This window comes from Achromobacter xylosoxidans, assembly GCF_014490035.1.
Taxonomy (GTDB): domain Bacteria; phylum Pseudomonadota; class Gammaproteobacteria; order Burkholderiales; family Burkholderiaceae_B; genus Achromobacter; species Achromobacter bronchisepticus_A.
The window spans coordinates 3,995,180-4,011,103 of sequence record NZ_CP061008.1 but is presented as its reverse complement, the minus strand read 5'-3'; the positions used below and the strand labels follow the sequence as shown (position 1 = coordinate 4,011,103).

General features: G+C 68.5%; 14 protein-coding genes. 12 read left to right on the top strand and 2 right to left on the bottom strand.

Annotation, left to right across the window (positions count from 1 at the left end):
• Positions 1 to 52 precede the first annotated feature (52 nt).
• Complete coding sequence (locus IAG39_RS18625; protein WP_118933547.1) at positions 53 to 1,465, top strand: PLP-dependent aminotransferase family protein; 1,413 nt, start codon at positions 53 to 55, stop codon at positions 1,463 to 1,465.
• A 22-nt stretch (positions 1,466 to 1,487) separates the two neighbouring features.
• Here IAG39_RS18625 and IAG39_RS18620 read toward each other — a convergent pair whose 3' ends face one another.
• Both IAG39_RS18620 and IAG39_RS18615 read right to left on the bottom strand, forming a co-directional pair.
• Complete coding sequence (locus tag IAG39_RS18620) at positions 1,488 to 2,594, bottom strand: hypothetical protein (RefSeq protein ID WP_118933548.1); 1,107 nt, start codon at positions 2,592 to 2,594, stop codon at positions 1,488 to 1,490.
• The gene (locus tag IAG39_RS18615; RefSeq protein WP_118933549.1) at positions 2,587 to 3,216 is read right to left on the bottom strand and encodes a hypothetical protein; all 630 of its coding nucleotides are present in this window, start codon (positions 3,214 to 3,216) and stop codon (positions 2,587 to 2,589) included. Before IAG39_RS18615 ends, IAG39_RS18620 begins: the two co-directional genes overlap by 8 nt.
• A gap of 117 nt (positions 3,217 to 3,333) precedes the next feature.
• On the opposite strand from IAG39_RS18615, the gene IAG39_RS18610 reads away from it, so the two are divergent.
• The 11 genes from IAG39_RS18610 (at position 3,334) to IAG39_RS18560 (ending at position 15,921) form a co-directional block, all read left to right on the top strand.
• Positions 3,334 to 5,040, top strand: a complete 1,707-nt coding sequence (locus IAG39_RS18610) for a sensor domain-containing diguanylate cyclase (protein WP_118933550.1) — start codon at positions 3,334 to 3,336, stop codon at positions 5,038 to 5,040.
• A 62-nt stretch (positions 5,041 to 5,102) separates the two neighbouring features.
• The gene (locus IAG39_RS18605; protein ID WP_118933551.1) at positions 5,103 to 5,900 is read left to right on the top strand and encodes a GntR family transcriptional regulator; all 798 of its coding nucleotides are present in this window, start codon (positions 5,103 to 5,105) and stop codon (positions 5,898 to 5,900) included.
• Between the two features lie 17 nt (positions 5,901 to 5,917).
• Entirely contained in the window at positions 5,918 to 7,123 is a 1,206-nt protein-coding gene (locus IAG39_RS18600; protein WP_118933552.1) for an ABC transporter substrate-binding protein, read from the top strand.
• Between the two features lie 2 nt (positions 7,124 to 7,125).
• Positions 7,126 to 7,998, top strand: a complete 873-nt coding sequence (locus IAG39_RS18595; RefSeq protein WP_059374344.1) for a branched-chain amino acid ABC transporter permease — start codon at positions 7,126 to 7,128, stop codon at positions 7,996 to 7,998.
• A gap of 2 nt (positions 7,999 to 8,000) precedes the next feature.
• Entirely contained in the window at positions 8,001 to 8,972 is a 972-nt protein-coding gene (locus IAG39_RS18590) for a branched-chain amino acid ABC transporter permease (protein ID WP_118933553.1), read from the top strand.
• Positions 8,965 to 9,720, top strand: coding sequence for an ABC transporter ATP-binding protein (locus tag IAG39_RS18585; protein ID WP_118933554.1), 756 nt, complete (start codon positions 8,965 to 8,967; stop codon positions 9,718 to 9,720). The genes IAG39_RS18590 and IAG39_RS18585 overlap by 8 nt, the downstream gene beginning before the upstream one ends.
• The gene (locus IAG39_RS18580; protein WP_118933555.1) at positions 9,717 to 10,427 is read left to right on the top strand and encodes an ABC transporter ATP-binding protein; all 711 of its coding nucleotides are present in this window, start codon (positions 9,717 to 9,719) and stop codon (positions 10,425 to 10,427) included. The genes IAG39_RS18585 and IAG39_RS18580 overlap by 4 nt, the downstream gene beginning before the upstream one ends.
• Positions 10,428 to 10,429: 2 nt before the next feature.
• Positions 10,430 to 11,698 (top strand): 3-isopropylmalate dehydratase large subunit, encoded by a 1,269-nt coding sequence (locus tag IAG39_RS18575; protein ID WP_118933556.1) that lies wholly within the window; start codon positions 10,430 to 10,432, stop codon positions 11,696 to 11,698.
• Complete coding sequence (locus IAG39_RS18570; protein ID WP_059374354.1) at positions 11,695 to 12,195, top strand: 3-isopropylmalate dehydratase; 501 nt, start codon at positions 11,695 to 11,697, stop codon at positions 12,193 to 12,195. Before IAG39_RS18575 ends, IAG39_RS18570 begins: the two co-directional genes overlap by 4 nt.
• Before the next feature lie 10 nt (positions 12,196 to 12,205).
• Complete coding sequence (locus IAG39_RS18565) at positions 12,206 to 13,876, top strand: hydantoinase B/oxoprolinase family protein (protein WP_118933557.1); 1,671 nt, start codon at positions 12,206 to 12,208, stop codon at positions 13,874 to 13,876.
• Positions 13,873 to 15,921 carry a hydantoinase/oxoprolinase family protein gene (locus IAG39_RS18560; RefSeq protein WP_118933558.1) on the top strand — a complete coding sequence of 683 codons (2,049 nt, stop codon included), beginning with the start codon at positions 13,873 to 13,875 and terminating at the stop codon, positions 15,919 to 15,921. Before IAG39_RS18565 ends, IAG39_RS18560 begins: the two co-directional genes overlap by 4 nt.
• The last annotated feature ends 3 nt before the right edge of the window (positions 15,922 to 15,924 follow it).

Here is a 15,924-nt window from a genome sequence, read left to right as displayed (position 1 = left end):
GCTGTACCGCAAAGCCAGTGGTACAGTTGGCCGCTACAGTTGGATATCCGCCATGGCCTCCCATTTCCCGCCGGACCTTCTTTCCGAGCAGATCGCCAACCAGATCAAGCTGCAGATACGGCAGGGTGATCTGGCCCCAGGCGCCAAGCTGCCCTCGCTGCGGCACTACTCGCAGATCAAGGGGGTCGCCAAGAACACGGTGGTGCAGGCCTATGAACTGCTGGTGGCGGATGGCTATGTGGAGCCTCGCCATGGTTCGGGGTTCTACGTGGTGGGCGTGCCGCAGGCGCCGGTTTCGGCGGAGCGCTGGGCGCCGGCCCTGGATCACGCGCTGGCGGGCATCGGCATAGACCGGTCGGCGTTCCATCTGGCTGGAGGCGGCCATTCGGTGGGCGAGGGCCTGCCGCCCTCGGCCTGGCTGGAGAACTGCCGGCTCGACCGCTACATGCACAAGATCGGGCGCAGCGGGCTGGGCAGCGTGTTCCGCTACGGCGACCCCTACGGCTATCTGCCGTTGCGCCAGAGCATTTCGCAAAAGCTCGGCGCCTATGGCATCGAGGCGCGTTCGGACCAGATCATCCTCACCCAGGGCGCCTACCAGGCGGTCGATATCCTGATCCGCCACATGGTCCGGCCGGGAGACACCGTGCTGGTCGACGCGCCCGGCTTCTATCCCACCTTCAACAAGCTCAGCCTGCAAGGCGCAAGAATCATTGGGGTGCCCCGAACGCCGCTAGGGCCCGATCTGGTTTTTCTGAAGCGGGCGCTGCGGGCCAGCCGGGCCAAGCTGTTCTTCACGCAATCCGTGGGCCATAACCCTACGGGCAGCGACATTTCTGCGGAAACAGCGCGCGAGCTGCTGGCGCTGGCGGCCTCGGCGGGGCTGACGATCGTCGACGATGATGCGCTGGCGGACTACAAGCCGGGGCATTGCGCGCGCCTGGCCTCGCTGGACCAGCTGGAAAACACGATATATGTGGGGAGTTTTTCCAAGTCGCTGTCCAGCGTGGTGCGCGTCGGCTTCCTGGCCTGTGCGCCGCGGCATGTCAGGGAACTGGTGTCGGTCAAGACCGTGCTGTCGCTCAACAGCTCCCCGTTCGCCGAGCGCACGGTTCATGCGGTGATCACTGAAGGACGATTCCACAAGCACGTGCTGGACCTGCAACAGCGGACCCGGCGCGCCGTGAAGGATGCGCTCAGGCAGTTTGGCAAGCATGGCGCGACCGTGTTCTGCACGCCCGAACATTCGCTCTTTCTCTGGGTCAAGCTGCCTGGCGTGGAGGACGCGGCGGCATGCACCCGTGCTCTGTTGGAACGCGGCTTCGCGCTGACGCCCGGGGCCATATTCCTGCCCGAGCCCGGAGCCGTCTCGCCGTGGTTCCGGTTCAATGTGGGCTTCATGCAGGATGCGGAGCGGATGTCCGCGTTATGGCGGGCGATCGCGACGCAGCAGCGCGGAGCGTGAGGCCCGGGCTGCGCCGCGCGCCTCAGCCGCAGGCGTCGGCGGCCTGATTCCCGGGATCGGCGCAGGCGCGCCAGCGGGCCTCGTCCATGGCGGGCAGCAGCAGCACCCGGCTCATCAGGTCCGAATACCAGAAGATCCTGCCAGGCTTGTCGCGCATGGCCTGCCAGACGCGCGCCTGCGCGTCCGCCGAGAGCGGCGCGCGGCCTTGCGCATCGGTCACGCCCTGGGCCAGGATGGTTTGCGTGTCCGGATTCCAGGACTGCATGTCCGGATCGTCCAGCGCCACCTCGTCGGCGATGCTGACGATGCGCCAGTCATTGCCCGGAACCTCGGTGGATAGCTGGTTCAACTCTGCCTGGTGCACCGGATAAGGGCGGGAGTCCGGGGAGGCGTGCGCGACGGAGGCGTAGGATTTGGCGCCATCCCCGGGGGAATAGCGGCGCACATAACGTTGTTTTGGCTGACCCTCGGCATCATAGGTCTGGACCTGGAATGCGCCGCCTTGGGCGGCGGTATCGATGGCGCGCAGCAGGCGGCCTGCGGCGTCGCGCGCGTAGAACCGGCCGGCGGCCGGCTCTTGCCTGGCGTCGCAAGCTCCATCGCTGAAGGCGGTCAGTGCGCCCCGGGCATCGCGTTTCAGGCAGGCCTGGCCGCTTGCCTCGTAGGTGGCCGGCCGGCGCACCGCGGTCTGTTCGTACTCGACCACGCGCGTCAGGGCGCCGTTGCCGTCGTATTCCAGCGTGTAACCGCCCGACAGGAAGGGGGCGGCGTCGCCGCGCCGGGGCAGGTCGTAGGACTCCGCGCGGCACAGCCGGCCATCGTCGTCGAAGTACAACCTCGTGGGCGCCCGCGAGGCGCTCTCCAGCCGGTAGGCGGACCAATCGACCTTGTCCATCCAGGTCCGGGGCAGAGGATCGCCGGTTTCGTCGACCCATACCGGCTTGTTGCGGGCGGCGACGCGTTCGCCCTGGCGGCCCAGCAGGACACGGTCGCCGCCCAGGCCGACCGAGACGGGCACCGCCTTCAGCGCCACGGGCGCGGCGAAATCGACGGCGGCCGGGCCGCAGGCCGCCAGGGCAGGGCCGGCATGCGCGATGGCCGCCAGCAGCAGGACCAGTCGCTTACGCATATTGCTGCGTATCCATGAACTTCACCAGATCCCAGAATTCCTTGGACACGCCGCCCAGCCTCAGCTTGCCCTCATGTTCCTCGAACAGCAGGAAGGGGTAGGCGTCGCGCTCCAGGGTGCCGGGCGCGGGCAGGCGGTAGGGCTTGAAGTTTTCGGGGTCGTTGAAAAAAGACTCCAGCCGGCCGCCGCCGTCCACGTGCATGTAACGCACGCGCAATACTTGTTTCTGATACTTGGCCTGCGTTTCGGGGTAGTTGCCGCCGTCGCCCGCCACCACGGCGTTGGCCAGGGCGGCCAGGAAGACGCGTTGCAAGCCTGCGTAGTGGACCTCGCCGCTGGTGGAGTCGCCGGGCGCCTCCACCAGTGTCCTGACCAGCTGGGTGCCGCGGGAAGCCGGCACGATGGTCTTCGCGAACAGGCTGTCGATGTCGGCCTTGGCCGGATCGGGCGATTGCCGCAGGCGCTGCAGGTCGGCGCGGAAGTCCTCCAGCCATTGCCGGTAACGGGCGTTTTCCGCCTGGCGGTCGAACGCCTGGGCGTGGGCCAGGCCGCCGTGGAGGGTGATCAGGATGGCCAGCAGCAGGAGCCAGGCGCGTTGCAGCAGGCGGGTAGGGTGTTCCATAGGCCGGTGATCATATCGTTCAAAATGATGCTATTTTGGTGCAGAGCGTGACAAAATGTCAGTCATGGCCACCGGCATGGCCATGTCTATGAATCTCGTGTTGAGTCAGGTCCAGACATGCCAGCAACAGGTGACGTTCCCCCTGCATGCGCGCCCGCCGGCGGCGCGGAGAATGTGCAAACCGGGCTCGACGGCCCCCTGGACCGGCTCGTCCGCTTGGCCAGGCGGCAGTTCGGCGTGGACATGGCGCTGGTCGCCTGCAGCGACGCCGACGGCGTCTGGCAGGCCCAGGCAGGCGCCTTGCCTGCCGCCGCGGCCGGCACGCTTCCTTTCTCCGTGGATTGCCCGCTGCACGCCTGCGACGGCCGCCGGCTGGGTACGTTCCGGCTGCTGCACGGCCAGCCGCGGGACTTCGGCGACGAAGACCTGGATGCCTTGCACGATTTCGCCAAACTGGCCGTCGCGGCCGTCGAGAAGCGCGAGGCCCTGGCGGCGGAACGGGCGGCGGAAGACGGCTGGCGCACCGAGGCGCGCAATCTGTCCATGGCCATTGCAGGCAGCGGCACGGGCATCTGGGACCGCAATGTCGTAACCGGCGAAATCACCTATTCGCCGGGCTGGAAGGCCCTGCTGGGCTACGCCGAATCCGAAGTCACCAACCGCATCGAGGACTCCTACAAACGCCTGCACCCCGACGACGCCGACTATGTGCGCGCCGCCATGCAGGCGCATTTCGAGGGCAAGACCGAGAGCTACGAAGTCGAGCACCGCATCCTTTGCAAGGACGGCAGCTACAAGTGGATCTGCAGCCGCGGCAAGGTCGTCAGCCGCGACGCGCAGGGGCGGGCCTTGCGCATGATGGGCACCACCACCGACATCAGCGCGATGCGCGCGATGTCGGAACGCCTGCGGCGCACGGCGGACCTGCTGGTCAACCTGACCGACGCCGTGCCGGGCATGGTGTTCCAGTGCGGCCAGCGGCCCGGGGGCGGGTCGCGCTTCCTGTATGTCAGCGCGGGCATCTGGGACATGTTCGAACTCACGCCTTACGAGGTGCGCACCAACCCCGCGGCGATCGAGCTGCGCGTCCATCCCGAGGACCTGGCCACCTATCACGCCTCGCTGCAGGCCGCGGCCGCGGCGCAGACCCCTTGGCACCTGGAGTTCCGCGTCTGCCTGCCGCAGCAGGGCCTGCGCTGGCGCCAGGGCGACGCCAGTCCGCGCAAGGCGGCCGACGGCAGCGTGGTCTGGCACGGTTTCGTGACCGACATCACCGACCGCAAGCGCGCCGACTTCGAACTGCGCGAACTCGCCGCCACCGACGCCCTGACCACGCTGCCGAACCGCCGCCATTTCATGTCGCGCATCGCCGCGGAACTGGCCCGGATCAAGCGCCAGGGCAGCGATTGCGCCGCCGTGCTGATGTGCGACCTGGACCATTTCAAGCGCATCAACGACACCTGGGGCCACGCCATCGGCGACGGCGTGCTGCAGCACTTCGCCAATACGCTGCGGGCCCAGCTGCGGGCGGTCGACCTGGTGGGGCGCATCGGCGGCGAGGAATTCGCCGTGGTGCTGCCGGATACCGACATCGAGCGCGCGCACGCCTTCGCCACGCGCGTGCAGCAGCGCATTGCGGCCGCACCATTTTCGCTGGGCGACGACCGGCATATTCCGCTGACGGTCAGCATCGGCATCTCGACCATGCACACCATGGACGCGGACGCCGAGCTGGCGCTCAGCCGCAGCGACCGCGCCCTGTATTACGCCAAGCAGCGCGGGCGCAACCGGATCGAGTCCGCGCCCTCAGTGTTTTCCCGATAGAACAACCGTCCAAGCCATTTGTTCCATTGACGGTACATTAGGACACTCCTAGAGTTCCCGTCATGGGAACCTCATTACCTCTGCCGAAGTACCACCAGATCTACCTCGTCCTGCGCGAACAGGTGCAGGAAGGGCGCTTCGATCAGGACGGCGTGCCAGGCGAGCACGCGCTGGCCCACCAGTTCGACGTGGCCCGCATCACCATCCGCAAGGCCATGGAGATGCTGGTGGCAGACGGACTGGTGTCGCGCCGGCCCGGCCTGGGCACCTGGCCGCTGCGCGCGCCGGCGAATCCGGCCAGCGCGCCCAAGGCCAATCCGCCGCAGAAGGCGCACCTCACCGGCCTGCTGGAGAACATCGTCAACATGGGCCTGCGCACCTCGGTGCAGGTGCTGGACAGCGCCCTGGTGTCGGCGCCGCCCGTGGTGGCCGAGGCGCTGGACCTGGCGCCCGGCGCGCCCGTGCACAAGAGCCTGCGCGTGCGCAGCACCGAGGCCGGGCCGCTGTCCTACATCACGACCTACGTGCCGCAGGCCGTGGCCGATTTCACGCGCGCAGACCTGGAGCGCGAACCCCTGCTGATGTTGCTGGAAGCGGCCGGCGTGGAGTTCGGCGGCGCGACCCAGACCATTTCGGCGCGGCTGGCCGATGCGCAGGTGGCGCGCCACCTGGACGTGGCCGTGGGCTCCGCGCTGCTGGCCGTGACGCGCATCGTGCGCGACGTGAACGAGCGGCCGGTGCAGCTGCTGCAAGGCCTGTACCGCCCCGACCGCTATCAGTACCAGTTGCAGCTGTCACGCGTCGGCAGCATCGACGCCAAGGTATGGGTCAGCGAAGAGCTGTCCGCCCAATTCCATTGAACTCTCGGAGATCGCCCATGAATTCGCGCCGCACTTTCCTCTATCAATCCGCCGCCGCAGCTGCCCTGGTGTCGGCGCCATGGGTGGCACGCGCCCAGGGCGCCAAACCCGTGAAGATCGGCATCCTGCATCCGGTGACGGGGGCGCTGGCCTATTCGGGCCAGCAATGCCGCTTGGGCGCGCTGCTGGCGATCGAGGACATCAACAAGGCCGGCGGCATCAAGTCGCTGGGCGGCGCGCCGCTGGAAGCCATGCTGGGCGACGCGCAGTCGCGCCCCGAGGCGGGTTCGGCCGAGGTCGAAAAAATGAACGAGGCGGGCGTGTCGGCCATCGTCGGCGCCTATGCGTCGGCGATCTGCCTGGCCACCACGCAGACCGCGGCCAAGTACAACCTGCCGCACGTGGTGGACGTGGGCGTGGCCGACCAGATCGTCGAGCGCGGCCTGAAGAACACTTTCCGTTTCGGCCCGGGCTACCGCGCCTGTAGCGAACGCGCCATCACCGACCTGGCCGCGCTCAACGACGCGGCGGGCAAGCCGGCCAAGACCGTGATGATCGTGCACGAGGATTCGCTGTTCGGCACCGGCACCGCGGCGCTGCTGTCCAAGGCCCTGCCGCAGCATGGCTTCGAGGTCAAGGACGTGGTCAAGCATCCGAACCCGACCCGCGATTTCAACAACATCGTGCTGCGCATGAAGTCCCTCAATCCGGACATCGTGATCCCGGCCAACTACTACAACGAATACGCCTTGCTGCTGCGCGCCATGAAGCAGCAGAAGGTGCAGCCCAAGGCGATCTACTCGGTGCTGGGCGGCGCGGCCTCCAGCTACAAGTTCCTGAAGGAATTCCCCGACATCGCCAACGGCATCCTCGACTGCAACCACTGGTTCAACCCCAAGGACGCGCGCGTTGCCCCGCTGAAGGCGCGCGTGGAAGAGAAGGGCGCCTACTTCAGCTACGAGGTCTTCATGACCTATACCTCGGTGCTGCTGCTGGCCGACGCGCTGGAACGCGCCAAGTCCGCCGACCGCGCGGCCATCACCGAGGCGCTGGCCTCCAGCACCTTCTCGGACCACATCATGCCCTACGGCCCGACCAAGTTCGTGGACGGCCAGAACACAGGCGCGCAGCCTCTGCTGACGCAAGTGATCGGCGGCGACATCAAGGTCGTCATCCCGGCCGACTACCGCCAGGCCGATGCCATCTTCCCGCTGAAGGCCTGAGCGTGCTCGATCCCGCCATCCTCTTTTCCTCGGTGCTCAACGGCCTGACCACGGGCGCGGTGTACGCGCTGATCGCCCTGGGTCTGACCTTGATCTACGGCGTGCTGCACATCATCAACTTCGCCCATGGGGCGGCGTTGATGGTGGCGCTGTACGCCGTGTATCTGCTGAAGGACCGCCTCGGCATCGACCCCTACGCCGCCTTGCCGCTGGTGGTGGCGGGTATGTTCGCGCTGGGCTATGCCCTGCAGCGCTACGTGATCAACCGCGCCAGCCACGGCAAGGACGAGAACATCCTGCTGGTGACGCTGGGCCTGGCCATCGTGCTGGAGAACCTGGCGCTGGTGTGGTTCAAGTCGGACACGCGCACCATCGACACGGCCTACACGCTGTCCACGGTGGAGATCGGGCCGGCCATGATCGCCTTGCCCAAGATCATCGCCTTCTGCGGCGCGCTGGCGGTGGCGGCGGTGCTGTTCTGGATCATCCGCAGCACCGACCTGGGCCGGGCGATCCGCGCGGTGGCCAAGGAAAAGCAGGGCGCCAAGCTCATGGGCATAGACGTGGAAAAGGTCTACGCGCTGTCGTTCGGCATCGGCATGGCCTGCCTGGGCGCGGCGGCCTGCTTCCTGCTGCCGGCGTACTACGTGAATCCGCAGGTCGGCGGCGGCTTCGTGCTGGTGGCCTTCACCATCGTGGTGCTGGGCGGCATGGGCAGCTTCGTGGGCGCGCTGGTCGGCGGCCTGCTGATTGGCGTGGTGGAGTCCATCGGGGGCCTGTTCCTGGGCGACTCGCTGGGCCAGATGGGCATATTCGCGATCTTCATCGCGGTGCTGCTGTTTCGCCCGCAGGGGCTGTTCGGGGCGAGGGGCTGAGCATGGGCAAGGATCTTTTGACTATCGCGCTGTTCGGCGCGGCGCTGGCGGCCGCCGCCGCGCTGACGGAGTCGGGCGTCGCCCTGACCTTCGTGATGATGTCGCTGTACGCGGCGCTGCTGTCGCAGGCCTGGAACATCCTGGGCGGCTACGGCGGCCAGCTGTCGTTCGGCCATGCGCTGTTCTTCGGCGTGGGCGCTTATGCCCAGGCGCTGGGCCAGCTCAACCTGGGCATCAACCCCTGGCTGGCGCTGCCCATGGCCATCGCGCTGGGCGCGCTGGTCGGGCTGGCGGTGGGCGGGCTGACGTTCCGCTATGGCCTGAAAGGCTCCTATTTCGCGCTGGTGACGCTGGCGTTTGCGGAAGTGTTCCGCATCCTGGCGCTGTCGGTGTCGTTCACCGGGGGCGGCGTGGGCCTGATGGTGCCGTTGCAGGAGGGCGTGGCGAACATGCAGTTCGGTTCGCGCCGCGGCTACATCTACCTGCTGTTGGGCTTCGTGCTGCTGGCGCTGGTGGTTACGGCATGGCTGCGGCATTCGCGCTTCGGCGCCTATCTGCAGGCGGTGCGCGACAACGAGGACGCGGCGCGCGCCATCGGCGTGAATCCGCTGCGGGTCAAGCTCGGCGGCATCGCGCTGTCGGCCGCCTTCATGAGCGCGGCTGGGGCCTTCTACGTGCAGGTGTTCCAGTACATCGATCCGGGCATCGCCTTCGGCTCGGCCGTGTCGGTGGAGGCGCTGGTCGGCGCCATCGTCGGCGGCCTGGGCACTCTGTGGGGACCGCTGCTGGGGGCGGTCACGCTGCATGCGCTGAGCGACCTGACGCGCAACCTGTTCGGCGAGCTGCCGGGCATCAGCATGGTCATCTACGGCGTGGTGCTCATCGTGATCGTGATGTTCCTGCCCCGCGGCATCACCGGCAGCGGTCAGGCTTTGAGCCGGCTGTTCAGTGCCAAGGAGCGCGCCCGTGTCTGAGATCCTGCTGCAAGCGCGCAATCTTTCCATCACTTTCGGCGGCCTGAAGGCAGTCCAGGACGTGAGCCTGGACGTACGCCAGGGCTCGCTGACGGCCCTGGTCGGCCCCAACGGCGCGGGCAAGACCACGCTGTTCGGCCTTTTGTCCGGTTTCCTCAAGCCCGGTTCCGGTTCGGTGCATTTCGCCGGCGCGGACATCACCGGCCGCCCGCCGCATGAGTCGGCGCGGCTCGGGCTGACCCGCACCTTCCAGATCGTGCAGCCCTTCGGCGCGCAGACGGTGCGCCAGAACATCGCCGTGGGAGCGCACTTGCGCCTGGGCAACCGCCGCGAGGCGCTGGAAGCGGCCGAAGAGGTGGCCGCCCGTGTGAACCTGCAAGCCTTGCTGGACCGGCCGGCGGCGGACCTGACCGTGGCCGGACGCAAGCGACTGGAGCTGGCGCGCGCGCTGGCCACGCGGCCGCGCCTGCTGCTGCTGGACGAAGTATTGGCGGGGCTCAACCCCAGCGAGATCGACGAGATGATACCGGTGGTGAAGAAGCTGGCCGACGACGGCGTGACCGTGTTGATGATCGAACACGTGATGCGCGCGGTGATGAGCCTGGCCGAGCACGTCTGGGTGCTGGCGCAGGGCCGCCTGATCGCCTCGGGCACGCCGGGCGAGGTCACGCGCGATCCGGCGGTGGTCGAGGCCTATCTGGGCCAGGGCGCGGCGGCCAGGCTGGCCGCGCAGGGAGCGACGGCATGAGCGCGCTGCTGGAAGTCCAGGGATTGCGCGCCGGCTACGGCCGCATGGAAGTGCTGCGCGGCGTCGACCTGCGGGTGGACCAGGGCGAGATCGTGGTGCTGTTGGGCAGCAACGGCGCCGGCAAGTCCACGCTGAACAACACGGTCTGCGGGCTGTGCCGGCCTTGGGGCGGCACGGTGCGCTTCGAAGGCCAGGACCTGACCGGCCGCCATTACCGCGACGTGGTCAAGGCCGGACTGATCCAGGTGCCCGAAGGCCGCCGCGTGTTCCCCAACCTGAGCGTGCGCGAGAACCTTGAACTGGGTTCGTTCACCCGGGCCCGCGAGCGCCGCGCCGCCAACCTGGAGAAAGTGCTGCACATCTTCCCGCGCCTGCGCGAGCGCCTGGTCCAGCTGGCCGGCACCATGTCCGGCGGTGAACAGCAGATGCTGGCCATCGGCCGCGGCCTGATGGCCGAGCCGCGCCTCCTGATCCTGGACGAGCCGTCGCTGGGCTTGTCGCCGCTGATGGTCGAAGAGCTGTTCGGCTTGATCGCGCGCCTGCATGGCGAGGGGCTGGCGATCCTGCTGGTGGAGCAGAACGTGGGCCAGTCGCTGGAAACGGGACAGCGCGCCTACGTGCTGGAAAACGGGGCGGTGCGCTATAGCGGCGCCTGCCCGGAATTGATGGCCAGCGACGACGTGCGCCGGGCCTATCTCGGGATGTAGCCATGGCCGAGCCTCAAACACTGGCGCAGAAGCTGATCGCGGCGGCCTGTGGCCGCGCTTGCGTCGCCGAGGGCGAAATCGTCACCTGCGCGGTCGACCTGGCCATGTTCCATGATTCCAGCGGCCCGCGCCGCCTGCAGCCCATGCTGCAGGAACTGGGCGCCACGCTGTGGGATCCGTCCAGGATCGTGCTGGTCATCGACCACTACGTGCCCGAATCCGACGACGAATCGCGCCGCATCGTGCGCATCGCGCGCGACTGGGCGGCCGAACAGCAGCTGCCCAACGTCTATGACTCGCTCGGCATCTGCCACGTGGTGGTGCCGCAGCACGGGCATATCCGTCCCGGCATGTTCTGCGTGGGCGGGGACTCGCATTCGCCCACGGGCGGCGCGTTCGGCGCCTACATGTTCGGCATCGGCAGCACCGAGATGCTGGGCGTGGCCGTCACCGGGCAGATCTGGGTAAAGGTGCCGCAGACCCTGATGATGCGCTGGAACGGCCGGCTGTCGGCTGGCGTGACCGCCAAGGACATGATGCTGCACATGATAGGCCGCTATGGCATGAACGGCGGCCGCTACCAGGCGGTGGAATTCTGCGGCGAGGCGGTGCGCGCCTTGTCGATGCAGGAACGCATGACCTTGTCCAACATGAGCGCGGAGCTGGGCTCGCAGGTCGGCCTGATTGCGCCGGATGCCACCACGGTTGCCTACCTGCGCGAGGCAGGCGTCACGGACGAGATCGATCTGGCGCGCTGGCGCAGCGACGAAGGCGCGCAGGCCGAGTGGCACGAATTCGACGCCGCGGCGCTGGCGCCGCAGGTTGCCGCGCCGCACAGCCCGGCCAATGCGCGCGACGTGGATCAGTATGGCGACGTGCCGCTGCAGGTGGCCTACATCGGCGCCTGCACCGGCGCCAAGCTGGAGGACCTGCGCGCCGCGGCCAGCGTGCTGCGCGGCCGCCGGCTGGCCGCCGGCATGCGCCTGATGGTGGCGCCGGCCAGCCAGCAGGACCAGCGCCAGGCCGAGGCGGAAGGGGTGATGCAGACGCTGCGCGAGGCCGGCGCCGATGTGCTGGCCACCTCTTGCGGCGCCTGTGCGGGCTATGGCGGGTCCATCCCGGACGGCGCCAGCGTCATCGCCACCACGGCGCGCAATTTCAAGGGGCGCATGGGCTCGGAGACGGCCCAGGTCTATCTGGCCTCGCCCTATACGGTGGCGGCATCGGCGGTAGCCGGCCGCATCGTCGATCCCCGGGAGTTCATGGCATGACCGAGCAGTCCGTGACGCACCGCGTCTGGCGCGTGGGCGCAGATATCGACACCGACGCGTTGGCGCCGGGCGCCTATATGAAGTTCGGCATCGACGAGATCGCGCGCCATTGCCTGCAGCGCGTGCGGCCCGAGTTCGCCGCCGGCGCGCGGCCGGGCGACGTGCTGGTGGCCGGCCCCAACTTCGGCATCGGCTCCTCGCGCGAGCAGGCGGCCGCGGCGCTGGTGCGCCTGGGCATCGCCGCGGTGGTCGCGCCATCCTTCAACGGCCTGTATTTCCGCAACGCCTTCAACGTGGGCCTGCTGCTGTTGACCTGCCCACAGGCCGAAACCCTGCAAGAGGGCGAGCGCATCGCCCTGGACCCCGCCGCCGGCCGCATCCGCCGCGCCGCGGGGCAACCCGCGGAACTGCATTGCGACACCGTGCCCGCCTTCCTGCTGGAAATGGTGCAGGCCGGCGGACTGCTGAATTTGCTGAAACAGCGCAAGACTCATTAGGAACCACATCATGCTTGATCCCGTCACACTCGCGGTCCTGAAAGGCCGCCTGGAACAGATCGCCGACGAGATGGACGCCACGCTGTACCGCAGCGCGTTCAATCCCATCATCGCCGAGGCCCATGACGCCTGCCACGGCATGTACGATGCCGCCACCGGCGCCACGCTGGTGCAGGGCAAGTCCGGCCTGCCGGTATTCGTGGGCGCGATGGCCTTTGCCGTCAAGGCCGCGGCCAAGGCGGCCGCCGAGCGCGGCGGCATGGTCGACGGCGACGTCTGGCTGTTCAACGATCCCTACGAAGGCGGCACCCACGCCAATGACTTCAAGCTGGTGCGTCCGGTGTTCCGCGACGGCAAGCTGTTCTGCTTCCTGGCCTCGGCGGCCCATTGGCATGACGTCGGCGGCGCGGTGCCGGGCAACTACAACCCCGCCGCCACCGAGTGCTGGCAGGAAGCCGTGCAGATTCCGCCGGTGCGCATCGTGCGCGCGGGCGTGCTGGACCTGGACGTGCTGGCCATCCTGAAGGCCAACACGCGCCTGCCGGACAGCCTGTGGGGCGACCTGAACGGGCAGCTGGCGGCGCTGGAACTGGGCGCGGGCCGGCTGGACGGCCTGCTCGACGAATACGGCGACGCCACCGTGCTGGAATCGCTGGACACCTTGCGGGAGCGGGCGCGCCGCCTGATGCGCGACCACATCTCGCGCCTGCCCGACGGCGAATACGCCTTCGAGGACATGCTGGACAACGACGGCGTGCGCGACCAGCCGCTGCGCATCGCGCTCAAGCTCATCGTCCGGGGCGACCGCCTGACGCTGGATTTCACCGGCACTTCGCCTGCCTGCGCCGGGCCGGTGAATATCTCTCGCGCCACGGCGATCGCGGCCTGCTATGTGGCCCTGAAGCACCTGTTCCCGGACGTGCCGGCCAATGCCGGCGTGCTGGACGCGGTGGACGTGGTGCTTCCGGACGGCCTGGTGATCTCGGCGGACCGCCCGCGACCGGTCGGAGGCTACACGGAAACCATTCTGCGCATGATCGACGTGATCTTCTGCGCCATGGCCCAGGCCGAGCCAGCGCGCGCGCTGGCGCAGGCCTACGGCACCATCAATGCCTTGTCGATCGCCGGCTACCGTAGCGACCCCGCCCGGCGCGGCCAGCGCTGGGTGATGTTCAGCTTCTTTGGCGGCGGCCATGGCGGCCACTCGGACGGCGACGGGCTCAGCCATGGCAACGCGCCCATCTCCACCGCCACCATTCCGCCGCTGGAAATCCTGGAAGCGGCCTATCCCGTGCGTTTCACGCAATGGGCGCTGCGGCCCGATTCGGCGGGCGATGGCCAGCACCGCGGCGGGCTGGGCGCCATCTATGAAATCGAACTTCTGGAAGACAGCGCCGAGGCCTTCATCTTCGGCGAACGCGGCAAGAGCGCGCCCAAGGGTATCGCCGGCGGCAGGGAAGCGGCGCTGAACGTCTTCCGCTATCAGCAGGACGGCGGCTGGCAGACGCCACCCATGCGTTCAAAGATGCTGGGCATCCAGCTCAAGCGCGGCGACCGGGTCCGCCTGGAAACACCGGGGGGAGGCGGTTACGGCGAGCCTGCCGCGCGCACGCAGGCGGCGCGCGAGCATGACCGCAAGATGGGTTACGTGAGCGGAAATCTGAAGGAGCAGTCGGCATGAGCGCGGCACAAGGTTTGGTCGTAGGCGTGGACGTGGGCGGTACGTTCACCGATATATTCGTGCTGGACGAGGCGGGCGGCAGCGCCCGCGTGGTGAAGGTGCCTTCCACTCGCGGCGAGGAAGCGCGCGGCTTCATGAACGGCATCGCCCGAGTGGCCGACGGCGCGGACGCCATCGCCACCATCGTGCACGGCACGACGGTAGGCACCAACGCGCTGCTGGAGCGCAAGGTGGCGCGCACCGGCATCATCACCACGGCCGGCTTTCGCGACGTGCTGGAAATGCGCCGGCGCGACCGGCCCCAGACCTGGGGCCTGCGCGGCAACTATGAGCCGGTGGTCCCGCGCGACCTGCGTCTGGAAGTCGAAGAGCGCGTGCTGGCCGACGGCACCTTGCATACGCCAGTGAACCTGGCCCAGGTCGAGGCCGCGGCCCGCCAATTGCTGGAGCAGGGCTGCGAGGCGGTCTGCCTCTTTTTCGTCAACGCCTATGCCAATCCGGCCAACGAGGCGCAGGCCGCGGCCTGCGTGCGCGCGCTCTGGCCCAACGGCAACGTCACCGCCGCCACCGAGGTGCTGCCCGAGATCCGCGAATTCGAGCGCTGCTCCACCGCCGTGCTCAATGCCGCGCTGCAGCCGGTGGTCGGCGGCTATCTGACCCGGCTGGAAGCGGACCTGAAGGACAACGGCTTCGGCGGCGAACTGCTGGTGGTGCAGAGCAACGGCGGCGTGATGTCGCGCCAGACGGCCTGCGACGTGCCGGTGCGCACCGCGCTGTCCGGCCCGGCCGCGGGTGTCATCGCCTGCGCCGCCATCGCGCGCGCCGCGGGCTTTCCCAACGTGGTCAGCGGCGACATGGGCGGCACTTCCTTCGACGTGTCGCTGGTGGCCGACGGCGAGGCCTCGCTGTCGGCGCAGACCGCCATCGACTTCGGCATGGTGGTGCGCGCGCCCATGATCCAGATCGAGACCATCGGCGCGGGCGGCGGCTCTATCGCCAGCGTGGACGCGGGCGGCCTGTTGCAGGTGGGTCCCGAATCCGCCGGCAGCGTGCCGGGGCCGGCCTGCTATGGCCGGGGCAATACCCGTCCCACCGTGACCGACGCCAACGTGCTGCTGGGCCGCATCGCGGCCGAACGCCCGCTGGGCGGCGGGCTGCTTGCCACCATGGACGTGGCGCTGGCGCGCGCCGCCATCGAAGAGCATGTAGCCAAGCCGCTCGGCCTGGACGTGCATGCCGCGGCCGAGGCCATCCTGACCGTGGCCAATGCCAAGATGGCGGGCGCGATCCGCGTCGTGTCCATCGAGCGCGGCCATGACCCGCGCAAGTTCGCCTACATGCCGTTTGGCGGCGGCGGCGCGCTGCACGTCTGCGCCATGATGAACGAAGTGGACGCGGCCCGCGGCATCGTGCCGCGCTATCCCGGCGTGACCTCGGCCTTGGGCTGCGTCATGGCCGACATGCGGCACGACGGCGTGCAGACCTTGAACGTGGCGCTGGCCGCGCTGGACGCCGACGACCTGCTGGCCCGCATCGACGGCCTGGCGCTGGCCTGCCAGGAGCGGCTGGATTCCGCGGGCGTGGGCTTTCAGGGCATACGCGAGAGCATCGAGCTGGACATGCTGTACGTCGGGCAGAGCCATACGGTGCGGGTGGAAGTCGGGCGTGATGAACTGAACCGTGCCGGCATCGGCGCAGCCTTCGAGCGTGCCTACCGCGCCGCCTTCGGCCGCAGCCTGGACGGCATCGCGGTGCGCATCCTGAACCTGCGTTATGCGCGCATCGGCCAGCGACCCAAGTTCGATCTGGCGCTGCTGGCGCCGACCAGCACCGCGATGCCGGACGCGCTGGGCACGCAACCCGTCTTCCACGGCGGGCAATGGCATGACGCCATGCGCTACGCGCGGCTGGATCTGCCGGTGGGCGCGGAGGTGGCGGGGCCCGCCATCCTGGAGCAGCCGGACACCACGATCTGGATCGAGCCCGGCTTTGCCGGCCAGGTCGATTCCCTGGGCAATCTGCTGATCGCCCGCCAGGTTTCCTAGGAG